The organism is Polaromonas sp. YR568 (assembly GCF_943371715.1).
Classification (GTDB): Bacteria; Pseudomonadota; Gammaproteobacteria; order Burkholderiales; family Burkholderiaceae_C; genus Polaromonas.
On the sequence record NZ_CALRVW010000015.1, the window covers coordinates 52,330 to 65,790 of the forward strand.

Sequence of the window (13,461 nt, forward strand, 5' to 3'; positions counted from 1 at the left end):
CGTTTCATGGAACCCAAATCGCATTGGGAGCAGGTCTACACCGCCCATGCTGCAGAAGCCGTGAGCTGGTACCAGCCGCACGCCACCCTGTCGCTGGAACTGATCCTGCGTGTCGCCCCCGACAAGTCGGCGCGTATTGTCGATGTGGGGGGCGGGGCTTCCCGCCTGGTGGACGACCTGCTGGACCACGGCATGACGGATGTGAGCGTGCTGGATATTTCCGGGGCGGCGCTGGAGGTGGCGCGCCGCCGGCTCGGTGAGCGGGCAGGGAAGGTGCGCTGGATCGAGGGCGACATCACGACCGTGCCGCTGGAGAAAGCCAGCATCGATGTCTGGCACGACCGGGCCGTTTTCCATTTCCTCACCGAACCGGCGGACCGCGCCGCTTATGTCGCCCAGGTGCGCCGCGCCGTGCGCCCGGGCGGGCATGTCATCGTGGCGGCCTTTGCCCCGGACGGGCCCCTGCAATGCAGCGGCTTGCCGGTGGTTCGCTATGCGCCCGATGCGCTGCATGCCGAGTTTGGCGGCGCTTTTGAACTGCTGGAGCACTTGCAGGAAGACCACCGCACGCCTTCCGGCGCCCTGCAGCATTTCGTGTATTGCCATTGCGTCCTGCATTGACCGGGCCCCCAAAGACGGCCCGGCACGCAAGCAGTCACAGGCAATCTGGACAGGAGCGGGTTTTTGAAGCCAAACAAGCCTTCAGCCCTTGTCGGACGGGCGCTGTCAGCTATTAAAAACATAGTGGCTCGCGGGGTTGCGGCATTCCGGCTTGTTTTTCGGCCAAAAGCCCCAAGTTTCAGAGGCATGAACACGACCCAAACCCCTTCTTTCAGTGCCGACCTGACCGTGACGCACGTGCTGGCTGAGCTGCTCGAGCGGCTGGAACACAGTGCCGTGCCGGTCGGCCCGGAGCAATACCTCTCTGTGGTGACCCACCTGGTCGAGGCGTTTGACAGCGTCAGGCCGGGGGTTGAACTGGGGGCTTTGCTGGACACCCACCCGGCCGCGGCCGAATTGTACGAAAATACGGTCTATCAGCATGCGGGCCTGTGCCGCTCGCCGCTGGATCCGGCGCTGGCTGCCGAACGGCAGGCCAAGCAAGCCATAGAGCGCGCAATGCGCCAACCCAACCAAGGAAACACCCATGGCCAGAGCTGATGCCAAAACCACCGTCCTTGCCGACGGACTGCGTTACAAATCCAAGGTGTCGGGCTCCCCGTTTGTCGCGTCCGCTTCTTTCGGTGCTGCCACGATGTCGTGCTTCATGTGCGGCAAACACCGTCCCCGCTCGCAGATGGGCACACGCAAGGTGCTGGGCAAGTCCCACGCCGTGTGCGCACCGTCGTGCAAGGCGCTGGACGAAATCAACAACAGCTGAAATAGCTGGTTCAGAACGCCGACGGGGTACAGATGACGGATTCGCTGCACATCGTGTGTCCGCACTGCCACACGACCAACCGCGTCAACAGCGCGGATCTGGCCAAGGCGCCGGACTGCGGCAGTTGCCACCAGGCGCTGTTCACCCGGCACCCGGTCAACCTCGACGAAGCGGCGTTTGACCGCCACATCACCCGCAACCAGATTCCGGTACTCGTCGATTTCTGGGCGCCCTGGTGCGGCCCCTGCCTGCAGATGGCGCCAGCCTATGAGCAGGCCGCCGCGCAGCTCGAGCCCGCGGTGCGCGTGGTGAAGGTGGACACCGAGGCCGCCCGCAACCTGGGCGCACGCTTCAACATCCGCAGCATCCCCACGCTGGCGCTGTTCGTGAACGGCCGCGAGGTCGCGCGCCAGCCCGGCGCCATGGGTGCGGCCGACATCGTGCGCTGGGCACGCTCGCACCTGGCTTAGGCTCCAGAACGAAGCGGGGAGTGTGCAGGTGTCCGGTTTCGGCGTGCCTGCTGCTTCGTGCCGGGCTAAGCTCCGCCCGATGCCTTCTTCAACAACCCGTGCCAACCACGCACTGCCCGCAAGCCAACGGCTGGCTGAACTCCACCTCGATACCGAAACGCTGCTCACACAGGGCAGCGTGGTGCTGCCCGCGCTGCTCGACACCGCGGAATGCGACGCTGTCGCCAAACTCTACCCACAGACAGACCGCTTTCGCAGCCGCGTCGTGATGGCGCGGCACGGTTTTGGCCGCGGCGAATACCAGTATTTCAGCGACCCGCTGCCCGATCTGGTGCAGCAGTTGCGCAGCACGCTGTATCCCCGTCTGGTGGACGTGGCCAACCGCTGGAACGAAGCCATGGGCATCGCCGTGCGTTACCCGCCGGAGCATGCGCAGTTTCTGGCGCGCTGCCATGCCGCCGGCCAGACGCGGCCGACGCCGCTGCTGCTTCAGTATGCCGAAGGCGACTACAACTGCCTGCACCAGGATTTGTACGGTGAGCATGTGTTTCCGTTGCAGGTGGCGGTGTTGCTGTCACGGCCGGGGGAGGATTTCACCGGCGGCGAGTTTGTGCTGACCGAGCAGCGCCCGCGCATGCAGTCCCGTCCCGAGGTGATTTCCCTTTCGCAGGGTGATGCCGTGGTGTTTGCCGTGCACCACCGGCCGGTGCAGGGCAGCAAGGGTTTTTACAGGGTCACCATGCGCCACGGCGTCAGCACGGTACGCTCGGGCCATCGCCACACATTGGGTGTGATTTTTCATGACGCTCAGTAGCGCCGAATTTGCGCAGGAGAAAGCTTGACCGCTGATCTTTTTGACGAGTTGCCCGTGGCGGTGTCGCGTGAAACGCTGGCGCCCGGTGCCGTGTTGCTGCGCGGTTTTGCGCGCGAGGAGGGCGCAGACCTGCTGAAGGCCGTCGCCGATGTCACCCGCCAGTCGCCGTTCCGCCATCTGGTCACGCCGGGCGGGCGCGTCATGTCGGTGGCCATGAGCAATTGCGGCGCGCTCGGCTGGGTGTCGGACCGCAGCGGCTACCGCTACGATGCGCTGGACCCGCTGTCGGGCCGGCCCTGGCCCGCCATGCCCGCGATCCTGCGCAAGCTGGCGGTGCGCGCGGCAACGGAGGCCGGCTTTGCCCACTTCGAGCCGGACGCCTGCCTTGTCAACCGTTACGAACCGGGCGCACGGCTCTCACTCCACCAGGACCGGGACGAGAAAGATTTCTCCGCCCCCATCGTCTCGGTGTCGCTGGGCCTGCCCGCGGCGTTCCTGTTCGGCACGACCAGTCGCAAGGACAGGCCGCAGCGCCACCGTCTGCAGCATGGCGACGTGGTGGTCTGGGGCGGGCCGGCGCGCCTGGCCTTCCATGGCGTGGCACCGCTGGCCGAGGGCGAACACGCGCTGCTGGGCCGCCAGCGCATCAACCTGACGTTTCGCCGCGCGCGCTGAGTTTTACATAAAAAATAAGCCGCCAGCCCTTGTCAAACGGGCGTAGGTAGCTATAAAAAGAGGAGCAAGCAGGGCGCTCAGGGCCTCACCGGCACATGCGGTAGCCGCCGGTTTCCAGATGGAAGTGGTCCCTGTGGACCGCGTTGTAGTCCGGCCCCAGCACACCCGGGAAGAAGCGGCAGGCGCCGCGGTGCGCGTCCCTGAGCAGCAGCGCTTCCGCGCCGGTCACCGCGCCGGCGTCTCCGGCCTGCCACTGGCGCAGCACCGAGAGGCGTTGGCCATTGGCCAGCGTGAAGCCGGCAATGTCGAGCGCGTCGGCGGTGGCGTGGCGACTGCGGTTTCCCGCCGGCGCGTCGGGCGTCGCGCCCTCACCTCGGTTGACGTTGCGGCAGGCATAACTGCCCAGGTGGTCGATGGCCGTCACGCGCTGGCCGGCATGCAACTGCGCGGCCGGCTGCAGCGCGTGGCGCTCCCACATCGCCAAGGACAAGGCCATTGGGCAACTCAGCGACACCGGTGTGCCCAGTCGCACGCCGGCCTCGCGCAGCAGCACCGCATTGTCGAAGCCGCAGCCCGGTCCGGTGACGCGGTCCGGCAGCACGCTGTAACGCAGGCCGGTCTGCGCCAGCGCGGCCAGGCAGCGCACCGGGTCCGCGCGCGCCCGCGACAGCTTGGCACCAGTCAGGAAGTTGGGCGGCGCCGCCACGTCCAGCGGCGCCCAGGGGTTGAAGCGCTCAGGGATGACGACGGCGCCGATGTAGACCGCGTAGCCACCCGCGACCAGTGCGCTCCAGAGCAGCGCGAAGAACCAGCGGCCCCAGCGCGGGCGTTCGGTGGCCGAGGGCGGGGTGTTGGACTCGGCGTGCGGGCGCGGCGACGGTGGGGGCATGCCCTTGTTATACGGCCACGGTGGCGCCGGGTTTGCCAGTCAGTTGCCCTTGTGGGTGCAGGCTTTGTACCTGGATGCTGCTGCGGGCCGTCAGGAAAGAGCCACGATCGATGCACCGGCTGCAGGGACAGCGGAGCATCTGCGGAAGGTACAGAGCAGGGAGACTCCACCAAGCCCCGATATTTTGACAAGATGTGCAGCGGTATCCCGGTTCCCTGGGGTTGCCGGAGCGTCGGGGCGTTTCTGCAGCAACCATTCGGAAGCCCCCGTTGACTTGCCGGCCGGTGGCAGGGGCGGGTGAAGCAATGGCGCGGCGCGATTTCGACAGGAGGGCAGCATGCATCATCACCATCACCATCAACAACACCATCGACGTTTCCGACACATCGTGCTGTGTTGGCCGTTGCAGCTGGCGCTGTTTCTGGGCACCATCCCCTGTCTGGCGCAGGACGCGGCGGAGCGCCGCAACTGGTTCAACGACCCCTTCTTCCAGATCGCCGCCCAGGCGCCGCGCTGCCCGGTGCCGCTGGGCCCTTACCTGACCGCGGCGGAGCAGCGTGCCGAAGCGCATTACCGGGCCGAACGCGGCACCAGTTGCTGGCTGGCCGGCCGGTGCGCACGCTCCAACGCCTATGCCTACGACCAGGACATTGCCCGGGCCCTCCAGGCCCGCGTGGGAGAGCTCAAGCTCGCCACCGGCAGCAGCCTGTGGGTGACGGTGCAGCGGCGCATCGTGTTCATTGAAGGTTGCGTGCCGGATCGGCGCCGCGTGGCCGCGCTGCAGGCCTGGGCCAAAGGTGTGCCCGATGTCGAGCAGGTGCTGGTCAATGTGTCGACCCGGCCCAAGGCGCCGGCGCCCTACAGAACGCTCACGTCGCCCTGAGTTCGGGCAGCACCGACCACTCGGGCTCTTCAAACTCGCCGATCACGGTGACGTCGCAGTGCCGGGCATGTTTGTCGAGAATGGCACGCACGGTGGCATCGCGGCGGTCGTCCTTGGCATCGCGGTGCGCCTTGGAGTCCCAGGTGGCAATCGCCAGCAGGGTGTCGGGCGAACCGATCTTGCGGTGCAGGTACGTGCCGCGCGCGCCCGGCGTGCGCTGGATGATTTCACTGGCGCTGATCCAGGCGGCGGCATACTCGTCCACCGTGTAGCCGGGCTTCATGCGGACTTCGAAAATGAACTTCATGCAACTGTCCTCCGGGAAACGGTGACAGGGCCCGGCATGGCGCAGGCCGGCCCTAATTCTTGATTTCTTTTTCCAGCGCCAGGCGGAACGCCTCGAGCTTGGCATGGTAGTCGGCGGCTTCGCCGTAGGCCAGAAACCGCTCGTAGCGTGAGTGGGAGCTGAACAGCTGGCGCGCGTGTTTGATGGGGCAGAAATACTGCTCGGTCCGCGCCACGATTTCGGCGGCGTAGGCGATCAGCCCGTTGGCGTAGCCGCAGTAGGTGCAGTGAAAACGCTCGAAGGCGTTGAGGTAGGCCAGGTGCTGGCGATCAAGGGCGATGTAGTCGGCGCGCCGGACCTTGGCAATTTTGTAGATCGGGAAACAACTGGCTTGGTAAAACGTGACGCAGAGGTCGAGCACAGCCAGCGGAACAATCAGGCTGTAGATGATGGGCCCGGTCAGGAAATTCTGCGGGCGGTCCGTCACGATCCAGTGCCACAGGCTGCGTTTCAGTTTGCGATGCGTCTCGCGGATCGAGCCCTCGAATTCGACCCGTTTGCCCTTGAACTGGTAGAAAAGCTGCGTTTCCTGTTCACGCAGCGCGGCGCGCAGCTCGTCTTCCAGCGTGGTGATCTGGCCGAGCAGCTCTTTGATTTTGGGGTTCACGGTTTTTTTCCAGTAGGGGGCGGGGCGCAAGGTGATGGCGAACCATTATTGATGTTTTCCCGAGCACAAGGCCAGCGCGGCATCCGCTTGCTGTTTTGTCCTCACGCCGCGCAATGTCAAACCGTCTTCGCATAATGGTCCATCCCCTTCACGGGGTCCGTCCGTCTGACCATTTTCAGGAGAACCCATGGCTCAATACCGCATCGCCGTTGTCGTTGGCAGCATTCGCAAGGATTCGTTCAACAAAAAGCTCGCGCTGGCGCTTGAAAAACTGTTCCCGGCGGATTTCAGTTTCACCCATGTGCGCATCGACGACCTGCCGCCCTACAACCAGGATGACGACGGCAACCCCTCGGCGCAGGTGACGCGTCTGAAGGGCGAGATCACGGCGGCCCAGGGCCTGCTGTTCGTTACGCCTGAATACAACCGCTCGATTCCCGGCGTCCTGAAAAACGCGATTGACCATGCCTCCCGCCCCTACGGAAAAAGCGTGTGGAACGGCAAGCCTGCGGGCGTGCTGGGCGCCTCCGTCGGCCCCATCGGCACGGCGCTGGCGCAGCAGCACCTGCGCAACATCCTGGCCTACCTGAACGTGCCCACGCTGGGCCAGCCCGAAGCCTTCATCCACAACAAGGAAGGGCTGTACGACGCGGCCGGCAACATCGGCGAGGCCAGCCTGGCGTTTCTGCAGGGCTGGGTCAATGCCTATGTGGACTGGGTCAAAAAACACGCCTGAGCTTTTCCGCCCGCAAAGAAAAAAGCCCGCACTGCGGGCTTTTTTCATGGGGCGGCACAGGCCTGACAGGCCTGTACGTGCCGGGGTCAGGCGGCGAGGGCGGCCTGCGCTTCGTTGGCGGCCTTGGCTTGCGCTGCAATGTCAGCGGTGGCGGCAGCCAGGGCGGCGGCTTTGGCCGCGTCGCCCATGGCCAGACCTTCGGCGCGCACAAAACGCACGTCGGTGATGCCGAAGAAGCCGAACACGGTCTTCAGGTAGCTTTCCTGGTGCTCCATCGCGTTGCCGGCGTCGCTGGTCGAATACACACCGCCGCGCGCGGACGCCACGATGACGGTCTTGCCACCGGCCAGGCCGACCGGGCCCTTGTCGGTGTAGGTGAAGGTGCGGCCGACCTGGGCAACGCGGTCAATCCAGGCCTTGAGCTGGGTCGGGATGGTGAAGTTGTACAGAGGTGCACCGACCACGATCACGTCGGCGGCGAGGAACTGGGACACCAGCGCTTCGGACACCGCGTTTTCACGCTTTTGCGCGTCGCTCAGGTCGCTGCCAGCGGGCATGCGGAAACCCAGGGACTCGGCCGACAGGTGGCTGGGGGTGTCCACGGCTAGGTCGAGGTAGCTGACTTCGGTGGCCGGGTGGCCGGCGCGCCAGGAGGCGACGATCTGGGCGGTCAGTTGGCGCGACACGGAGTTGCCGCCCAGGATGCTGGAGTCGATGTGGAGAAGCTTGGTCATGAGGGTTCCTTGATGGGATGAATCGGTGCTTGGCCGTATTCACCATGAATCGCAGCCATGGATAGATTGTGCGGATGAATCTATTCATTGATAAGACGGCAAAAACGCGATACATCGTCCTGTTTATAGGACAATCGACGCGAAAACCTCGATCCAAGCCGGGGACACACCAACCAACGGAAACCGGGGAGCCCCCCATGCAGGACCTGAACGACATGCTGTATTTCGCCGAGGTGGCCGAGCGCGGCGGCTTTGCGGCGGCGGGCCGGGCGCTGGGCCTGCCCAAATCGCGGCTCTCGCGCCGGGTGGCCGAGCTGGAGGCGCAGCTTGGCGTGCGGCTGCTGCAACGCACCACGAGAAAGTTGTCGCTGACCGAGGCGGGCGAGCTCTACCTGCGCCACTGCGTGGCCATGCGCGACGAAGCCCTGGCCGCCGGCGAGGCGGTGGCGCAGATGCAGAGCGAACCGCGCGGGACGCTGCGCATCAGTTGCCCGGTGACCTTGGCGCAGGGCACGCTGGGCTACCTGATTCCGCAGTTTCTGGCCCAGCACCCGCATGTGAAGCTCGACATGCGGGTGACCAACCGGGTGGTGGACCTGGTGGAAGAGGGCATGGACGTGGCGCTGCGGGTGCGCCCCACGCTGGACGATAGCGGCAGCCTGGTTGTCAAGCAACTGGGCGCCTCCTGCAGCTATTTGCTGGCCAGCCCCGAACTGCTCAGGCGGCAGGGTGCGCCGGCCACGCCCGACGATCTGAAACACCTCGACACGGTCGCGATGTCGGCCACCGAGGGGCGCAGCGCCTGGGAACTGCTGGGCCCGCAGGGGCAGGAGTTTGTGTTGCAGCACCAGCCGCGTTATGTGGCTGATGACCTGCAGACGCTCAAGCTGGCGGTGCTGGCCGGCACCGGCATGAGTTTTTTGCCGGAGATGCTGTGCACGGCCGAGCTGCAGGCCAGGCTGCTGGTGCCGGTGCTGCCCGGCTGGGCCTTGCGGCCGGGCATGGTGCATGCCGTGTTTCCCTCGCGTCGGGGCCAAGTGCCGGCCGTGCGCAGCTTTCTGGACTTTCTGGGCGAACACCTGAAGTCGGATGTGCTGGTGTAGTGCATCGCTCGTGTTTTGATAGCTGCTTGCTTAGGTGGGATAAGGGCTGAGGGCCGATTTCTCTTTGAACGTTGAAGCCCGACAGGCTCCCAGGGCAAAGCGTGAACAGCATCAAGCCGCGTTGGTTATATCGTTATGCCGTATAAATTTAAAACGATATATTCTTTTGAGTTTTAAGCCGGACTCCCCAAAATGCATTTTTGAATACGAATGCACAGGAGTCCTCATGGCAACATCCCCCACCGCCACCTCGCTTGTCCACTGACGATTGGTGAGGCAAGTGCGTTTCATCATCGTTCCCGGCTGGCGCGACTCCGGCCCCGGCCACTGGCAAAGCCTGTGGGCCGAGCGCCTGGACAACGCCGTGCGTGTGCAGCAGGACGACTGGATTACGCCCAGCCGCCAGGCGTGGGTGGCCTCGATTGCCCGCACCATCCTGCTGCAAACCGAGCCGGTCGTCATCGTGGCACACAGCCTGGGCTGCATTGCCACCACGCACCTGCCGGCGGACGCGGCAGCGCGCATCCAGGGCGCCTTGCTGGTGGCCCCGGCCGACCCGGAGCGCCGCTCCATCCTGAGCGACTTTGCGCCCGTGCCCGCCCGCAAGCTGCCTTACCGCAGCGTGATGGTGGCCAGCAGCAACGACCCGTATTGCCCGGTGCGCCTGGCGGGCGCCTATGCGCGGGCCTGGGGCAGCGAGTTCGTGCGCATCCAGAACGGCGGCCACATCAACATCGAGTCGGGCCACGGCGAATGGCCGCTGGGCGCGGCCCTGCTGCAGTCGCTGGCCGGTGACGTGGATGTTGCATCCCGCCTCCATTCACATTCTTCCTCTTTTTCATCTTCCTCCCAATCTGCTTCTCTGGAAACTGTATGACCACCAAACTCAAACTCAAACTCAAACTCGTTCTTGCTTCCCTCGCCCTGGCCACTGGTGGCCTGGCTTCGGCCCAGACCCTGCTCAACGGCTCGTATGACGTGGCGCGCGAGTTCTACAAGGACTACAACGCGGCCTTCATTGCCCATTACAAGAAGACCACCGGCAAGGACATCAAGGTCGACCAGTCGCATGCCGGCTCCAGCGCGGTGGCGCGCTCCGTGGCCGACGGCCTGGACGCCGACGTGGTGACCATGAACACCACGACCGACATCGAGTTCCTGGCCGACAAGGGCCTGGTGGCCAAGGACTGGACCAAACGGTTCCCCAATGATGCGTCGCCCACCACCTCGACCATGGTGTTCCTGGTACGCAACGGCAACCCCAAGGGCATCAAGGACTGGGCCGACCTCGTCAAGCCCGGCGTGCAGGTGATTGTGGTCAACCCCAAAACCGGCGGCAACGGCCGCATGGCCTATCTGGCGGCTTGGGGCTCGGTGCGCAAGGCCGGCGGCAGCGATGCGCAGGCGGCGGAGTTTGTCGGCAAGCTCTACAAAAACGTGCCCATCCTGGCCAAGGGCGGCCGCGACGCGACGTCCATCTTCCTGCAGCGCAACACGGGGGATGTGCTGATCACCTTTGAATCTGAGGTGTTGTCCGTGAACCGCGAGTTCGGCGAAGGCAAGGTCGATGCGGTCTACCCCTCGTCCAGCATCGTCGCCGAAAACCCGGTCGCCGTGGTGGAGCGCACCGTGGCCAAGAAGGGCACGGGCGAACTCGCCAAGGCCTACCTGAACTATCTGTATTCCGACGTAGGCCAGGAGATCGCGGCCAAACATGCGATTCGCCCGCGCTCGCCGGCCATTCTCAAAAAATATTCGAACGTCTTCAAGCCGATCCAGCAGTTCACGGTGAAAGACTACTTCGGCTCGCTCGGTGAAGCGCAAAAGGTCCACTTCAACGACGGCGGCCAGTTCGACAAGCTCTACACCGTCAAGTAATCCATGACTGCTGCGACCCTTTCTGCGGCGCCGCTGGCTGCGGCGCCGGTCCGGCGTGCCTCGAAGAAGGTGCTGCCGGGCTTCGGTCTGACCCTGGGCTACACGCTGTTTTACCTCAGCATCATCGTGCTGATCCCGCTGTCGGCGCTGCTGTTCAAGACTTTCTCGCTGACCTGGGAGCAGTTCGTGACGGCGGTGACTTCGCCACGCGTGATGGCGTCCTATCGCCTGACCTTTGGCGCCTCGCTGTTCGCCGCGCTCGTCAACCTGGTGTTCGGCCTGCTGCTGGCCTGGGTGCTGGTGCGCTACAAATTCCCGGGCAAAAAAATCGTCGATGCGCTGGTGGACTTGCCATTTGCACTGCCCACCGCGGTGGCCGGCATCTCGCTGACCGCCATCCTGGCAGGCAACGGCTGGATCGGCCAGTACCTCGAACCGCTGGGCATCAAGCTGGCCTTCACGCCGGCCGGCGTGGTGATCGCGCTGATTTTCATTGGCCTGCCGTTTGTGGTGCGCACGGTGCAGCCGGTGCTGGAAGACGCCGAGAAGGAACTGGAAGAAGCCGCGACCTCTCTGGGTGCGACCCGCCTGCAGATCTTCACGCGGGTGATTCTTCCTCACATCACGCCGGCATTGCTGACCGGTTTTGCGATGGCCTTCGCGCGCGCCATCGGTGAATACGGCTCGGTGATTTTCATCGCCGGCAACATGCCCATGATTTCCGAAATCACGCCGCTGATCATCATTGGCAAACTCGAGCAGTACGACTACGCCGGCGCCACCGCGGTGGCCGTGGTGATGCTGGTGATTTCCTTTGTGCTGCTGCTGGTCATCAACGGCCTGCAGGCCTGGCAACGGCGCAACGCGGGAGCACCGGCATGAGCGGCAATGTACAAAACAGGGCCAAGGCCCGAGCCGGTACCACCGAGTCGCCCTGGGTGCGCTACACCCTGATCACCGTTGCGCTGCTGTTTGTCCTGCTGTTCCTGGTGCTGCCGCTGGCGGCCGTGTTCACCGAGGCGCTGCGCAAGGGATTCGGCGTCTACCTCGCCGCCCTGAAGGAGCCCGACGCCTGGTCGGCCATCGAACTGACGCTGATCGCCGCGGCGATTGCCGTGCCGCTGAACCTGGTGTTCGGTGTGTCGGCTGCCTGGGCGATTGCCAAGTACGAATTTCGCGGCAAGTCTTTTCTGACGACGCTGGTGGACCTGCCGTTTTCGGTGTCCCCTGTGGTGGCCGGCCTGATGTATGTGCTGGTCTTCGGCGCCCAGGGCTGGTTCGGGCCCTGGCTGGCAGCCAACGACATCAAGGTGATTTTTGCGGTGCCCGGCATTGTGCTGGCCACCGTGTTCGTGACCTTTCCCTTCATCGCCCGCGAACTGATCCCGCTGATGCAGGCCCAGGGCAGCGACGAGGAGCAGGCCGCCATCGTGTTGGGCGCCACCGGCTGGCAGACCTTCTGGCATGTGACGCTGCCCAACATCAAGTGGGGCCTGCTCTACGGCGTGATTTTGACCAATGCGCGCGCCATGGGCGAGTTCGGCGCGGTGTCGGTGGTGTCCGGCCACATCCGCGGGCAGACCAACACCTTGCCGCTGCATGTGGAGATTCTCTACAACGAGTACCAGTCGGTCGCCGCCTTTGCGGTGGCCTCACTGCTGGCGCTGCTGGCCCTGGTCACCTTGCTCATCAAGTCGATCGCCGAATGGCGCGCCGAGCAGGAGCAAAAAGCCGCGGCCGACTTGCCGCCCGAGCGGCCTCCGGCAGCGGTCACCGCCGGCGCGGTCTGAACAAAGAAAACGAGATCCATCATGAGTATTGAAATCCGCAACATCAGCAAACACTTCGGCAACTTCCAGGCGCTCGGCGACGTGAGCCTGGACATTGAATCGGGCGAACTGGTTGCCTTGCTCGGCCCCTCGGGCTGCGGCAAGACCACCTTGCTGCGCATCATCGCCGGGCTGGAAACGGCCGACCAGGGCAGCATCCTGTTCAGTGGCGAGGACACGACCGACGTGCATGTGCGCGAGCGCCAGGTCGGTTTTGTGTTCCAGCATTACGCGCTGTTTCGTCACATGACGGTGTTTGAAAACGTCGCCTTCGGCCTGCGCGTCAAGCCGCGTGGCCTGCGCCCCAGCGACGCCGACATCAAAAAGAAGGTGCACGACTTGCTGGGCCTGGTGCAGCTCGACTGGCTGGCCGACCGTTTCCCGTCGCAGCTCTCGGGCGGTCAGCGCCAGCGGATTGCGCTGGCACGTGCGCTGGCGGTCGAGCCCAAGGTGCTGCTGCTCGACGAACCTTTCGGCGCGCTCGACGCCAAGGTGAGGAAAGAGCTGCGCCGCTGGCTGCGCCGCCTGCACGACGACCTGCATGTGACCAGCATTTTTGTCACGCACGACCAGGAAGAAGCGCTTGAGGTGGCCGACCGCGTGGTGCTGATGAACCAAGGCAAGGTCGAGCAGATCGGCTCGCCGCAGCAGGTCTGGGACCACCCGGCCAGTCCCTTTGTGTATGGCTTTCTCGGCGACGTCAACCTGTTCCACGGCCGCGCGCACGAAGGCAAGATCCAGCTCGAAGGCATGCGGCTGGATTCGCCCGAACACAGCAGCGCGCAGAACGCGAAAGCTTTCGCCTATGTGCGCCCGCACGACTTCGACGTGCAGCGTTATTCACCTGGCGCCGAAGGCATTGCCGCCCAGCTCAGCCGTGCCATCGTGATCGGCCCCATCGCCCGGCTGGAACTGACACCTTCCGAAGACAGCGGCCAGGCCGACCCGCTGATCGAGGTGCAGATTCCGTCCCAGCAATACCGCGACATGGGGCTGCGCGAGGGCGAGCTGCTGGTGGTGACACCGCGCAACGCGCGGGTGTTTGTGGAGGCGGGGGCGGGGATTTGAGGGGGTGACCCGGTTGGGCGCGCCAGCATGGTGATTGAATAAAATTCA

Annotated in this window: 18 protein-coding genes; 14 read left to right on the plus strand and 4 right to left on the minus strand. The window is 64.7% G+C overall.

Features of this window, described 5'->3' with window-relative positions; all coding sequences use genetic code 11:
- The first annotated feature begins 6 nt into the window (after positions 1-6).
- From AAG813_RS12430 to alkB, 6 genes are all read left to right on the plus strand, one after another.
- Positions 7-621 (plus strand): class I SAM-dependent methyltransferase, encoded by a 615-nt coding sequence (locus AAG813_RS12430; protein WP_341915574.1) that lies wholly within the window; start codon positions 7-9, stop codon positions 619-621.
- Positions 622-807: 186 nt separating this feature from the next.
- On the plus strand, positions 808-1,161 hold the full coding sequence (locus AAG813_RS12435) for a hypothetical protein (protein WP_341915576.1): 354 nt from the start codon (positions 808-810) through the stop codon (positions 1,159-1,161).
- Entirely contained in the window at positions 1,148-1,381 is a 234-nt protein-coding gene (locus AAG813_RS12440) for a hypothetical protein (RefSeq protein WP_341915579.1), read from the plus strand. The genes AAG813_RS12435 and AAG813_RS12440 overlap by 14 nt, the downstream gene beginning before the upstream one ends.
- 32 nt (positions 1,382-1,413) lie before the next feature.
- On the plus strand, positions 1,414-1,851 hold the full coding sequence (gene trxC, locus AAG813_RS12445) for a thioredoxin TrxC (RefSeq protein WP_341915583.1): 438 nt from the start codon (positions 1,414-1,416) through the stop codon (positions 1,849-1,851).
- A gap of 79 nt (positions 1,852-1,930) precedes the next feature.
- Positions 1,931-2,665, plus strand: a complete 735-nt coding sequence (locus tag AAG813_RS12450) for a 2OG-Fe(II) oxygenase (RefSeq protein ID WP_341915586.1) — start codon at positions 1,931-1,933, stop codon at positions 2,663-2,665.
- Between the two features lie 24 nt (positions 2,666-2,689).
- Entirely contained in the window at positions 2,690-3,340 is a 651-nt protein-coding gene (gene alkB, locus AAG813_RS12455; protein ID WP_341915589.1) for a DNA oxidative demethylase AlkB, read from the plus strand.
- Positions 3,341-3,425: 85 nt separating this feature from the next.
- Here the strand turns inward: alkB and AAG813_RS12460 are convergent, their stop codons facing one another.
- Positions 3,426-4,229 (minus strand): extensin family protein, encoded by an 804-nt coding sequence (locus AAG813_RS12460; RefSeq protein ID WP_341915593.1) that lies wholly within the window; start codon positions 4,227-4,229, stop codon positions 3,426-3,428.
- A 337-nt stretch (positions 4,230-4,566) separates the two neighbouring features.
- On the opposite strand from AAG813_RS12460, the gene AAG813_RS12465 reads away from it, so the two are divergent.
- The gene (locus AAG813_RS12465; protein ID WP_341915597.1) at positions 4,567-5,112 is read left to right on the plus strand and encodes a BON domain-containing protein; all 546 of its coding nucleotides are present in this window, start codon (positions 4,567-4,569) and stop codon (positions 5,110-5,112) included.
- On the opposite strand, the gene AAG813_RS12470 is transcribed toward AAG813_RS12465, so the two are convergent.
- Positions 5,099-5,419, minus strand: a complete 321-nt coding sequence (locus AAG813_RS12470) for an antibiotic biosynthesis monooxygenase (RefSeq protein ID WP_341915600.1) — start codon at positions 5,417-5,419, stop codon at positions 5,099-5,101. The genes AAG813_RS12465 and AAG813_RS12470 overlap by 14 nt on opposite strands.
- A 52-nt stretch (positions 5,420-5,471) precedes the next feature.
- Positions 5,472-6,065, minus strand: a complete 594-nt coding sequence (locus tag AAG813_RS12475; protein WP_341915603.1) for a hypothetical protein — start codon at positions 6,063-6,065, stop codon at positions 5,472-5,474.
- A gap of 187 nt (positions 6,066-6,252) precedes the next feature.
- Between AAG813_RS12475 and AAG813_RS12480 the strand changes: the two genes are divergently transcribed.
- The gene (locus tag AAG813_RS12480) at positions 6,253-6,801 is read left to right on the plus strand and encodes an NAD(P)H-dependent oxidoreductase (RefSeq protein WP_341915606.1); all 549 of its coding nucleotides are present in this window, start codon (positions 6,253-6,255) and stop codon (positions 6,799-6,801) included.
- 86 nt (positions 6,802-6,887) lie between these two features.
- Here AAG813_RS12480 and AAG813_RS12485 read toward each other — a convergent pair whose 3' ends face one another.
- On the minus strand, positions 6,888-7,535 hold the full coding sequence (locus tag AAG813_RS12485; RefSeq protein ID WP_341915610.1) for an NAD(P)H-dependent oxidoreductase: 648 nt from the start codon (positions 7,533-7,535) through the stop codon (positions 6,888-6,890).
- A gap of 197 nt (positions 7,536-7,732) precedes the next feature.
- Between AAG813_RS12485 and AAG813_RS12490 the strand changes: the two genes are divergently transcribed.
- From AAG813_RS12490 to AAG813_RS12515, 6 genes are all read left to right on the plus strand, one after another.
- Positions 7,733-8,638 carry a LysR substrate-binding domain-containing protein gene (locus AAG813_RS12490; protein WP_341915613.1) on the plus strand — a complete coding sequence of 302 codons (906 nt, stop codon included), beginning with the start codon at positions 7,733-7,735 and terminating at the stop codon, positions 8,636-8,638.
- 280 nt (positions 8,639-8,918) lie between these two features.
- Complete coding sequence (locus AAG813_RS12495; RefSeq protein ID WP_341915616.1) at positions 8,919-9,515, plus strand: alpha/beta hydrolase; 597 nt, start codon at positions 8,919-8,921, stop codon at positions 9,513-9,515.
- Positions 9,512-10,516 (plus strand): sulfate ABC transporter substrate-binding protein, encoded by a 1,005-nt coding sequence (locus tag AAG813_RS12500; RefSeq protein ID WP_341915619.1) that lies wholly within the window; start codon positions 9,512-9,514, stop codon positions 10,514-10,516. The genes AAG813_RS12495 and AAG813_RS12500 overlap by 4 nt, the downstream gene beginning before the upstream one ends.
- 3 nt (positions 10,517-10,519) lie before the next feature.
- Entirely contained in the window at positions 10,520-11,398 is an 879-nt protein-coding gene (gene cysT, locus AAG813_RS12505; protein ID WP_304834831.1) for a sulfate ABC transporter permease subunit CysT, read from the plus strand.
- On the plus strand, positions 11,395-12,306 hold the full coding sequence (cysW, locus tag AAG813_RS12510) for a sulfate ABC transporter permease subunit CysW (protein WP_341915625.1): 912 nt from the start codon (positions 11,395-11,397) through the stop codon (positions 12,304-12,306). The genes cysT and cysW overlap by 4 nt, the downstream gene beginning before the upstream one ends.
- 21 nt (positions 12,307-12,327) lie before the next feature.
- A complete protein-coding gene (locus tag AAG813_RS12515; protein ID WP_341915627.1) occupies positions 12,328-13,413 on the plus strand; it encodes a sulfate ABC transporter ATP-binding protein in 1,086 nt (361 codons plus the stop codon).
- Positions 13,414-13,461: the final 48 nt, after the last annotated feature.

Bases quoted from the DNA above. Each gene is read 5' to 3' on its own strand.
- AAG813_RS12500 (WP_341915619.1), top strand. From the start codon at position 9,512: ATGACCACCAAACTCAAACTCAAACTCAAACTCGTTCTTGCTTCCCTC.
- trxC (WP_341915583.1), top strand. From the start codon at position 1,414: ATGACGGATTCGCTGCACATCGTGTGTCCGCACTGCCACACGACCAAC.
- cysW (WP_341915625.1), top strand. From the start codon at position 11,395: ATGAGCGGCAATGTACAAAACAGGGCCAAGGCCCGAGCCGGTACCACC.
- AAG813_RS12465 (WP_341915597.1), top strand. From the start codon at position 4,567: ATGCATCATCACCATCACCATCAACAACACCATCGACGTTTCCGACAC.
- AAG813_RS12430 (WP_341915574.1), top strand. From the start codon at position 7: ATGGAACCCAAATCGCATTGGGAGCAGGTCTACACCGCCCATGCTGCA.
- AAG813_RS12470 (WP_341915600.1), bottom strand. From the start codon at position 5,419: ATGAAGTTCATTTTCGAAGTCCGCATGAAGCCCGGCTACACGGTGGAC.
- cysT (WP_304834831.1), top strand. From the start codon at position 10,520: ATGACTGCTGCGACCCTTTCTGCGGCGCCGCTGGCTGCGGCGCCGGTC.
- AAG813_RS12490 (WP_341915613.1), top strand. From the start codon at position 7,733: ATGCAGGACCTGAACGACATGCTGTATTTCGCCGAGGTGGCCGAGCGC.
- AAG813_RS12440 (WP_341915579.1), top strand. From the start codon at position 1,148: ATGGCCAGAGCTGATGCCAAAACCACCGTCCTTGCCGACGGACTGCGT.
- AAG813_RS12435 (WP_341915576.1), top strand. From the start codon at position 808: ATGAACACGACCCAAACCCCTTCTTTCAGTGCCGACCTGACCGTGACG.
- AAG813_RS12450 (WP_341915586.1), top strand. From the start codon at position 1,931: ATGCCTTCTTCAACAACCCGTGCCAACCACGCACTGCCCGCAAGCCAA.
- AAG813_RS12485 (WP_341915610.1), bottom strand. From the start codon at position 7,535: ATGACCAAGCTTCTCCACATCGACTCCAGCATCCTGGGCGGCAACTCC.
- AAG813_RS12515 (WP_341915627.1), top strand. From the start codon at position 12,328: ATGAGTATTGAAATCCGCAACATCAGCAAACACTTCGGCAACTTCCAG.
- AAG813_RS12460 (WP_341915593.1), bottom strand. From the start codon at position 4,229: ATGCCCCCACCGTCGCCGCGCCCGCACGCCGAGTCCAACACCCCGCCC.
- AAG813_RS12480 (WP_341915606.1), top strand. From the start codon at position 6,253: ATGGCTCAATACCGCATCGCCGTTGTCGTTGGCAGCATTCGCAAGGAT.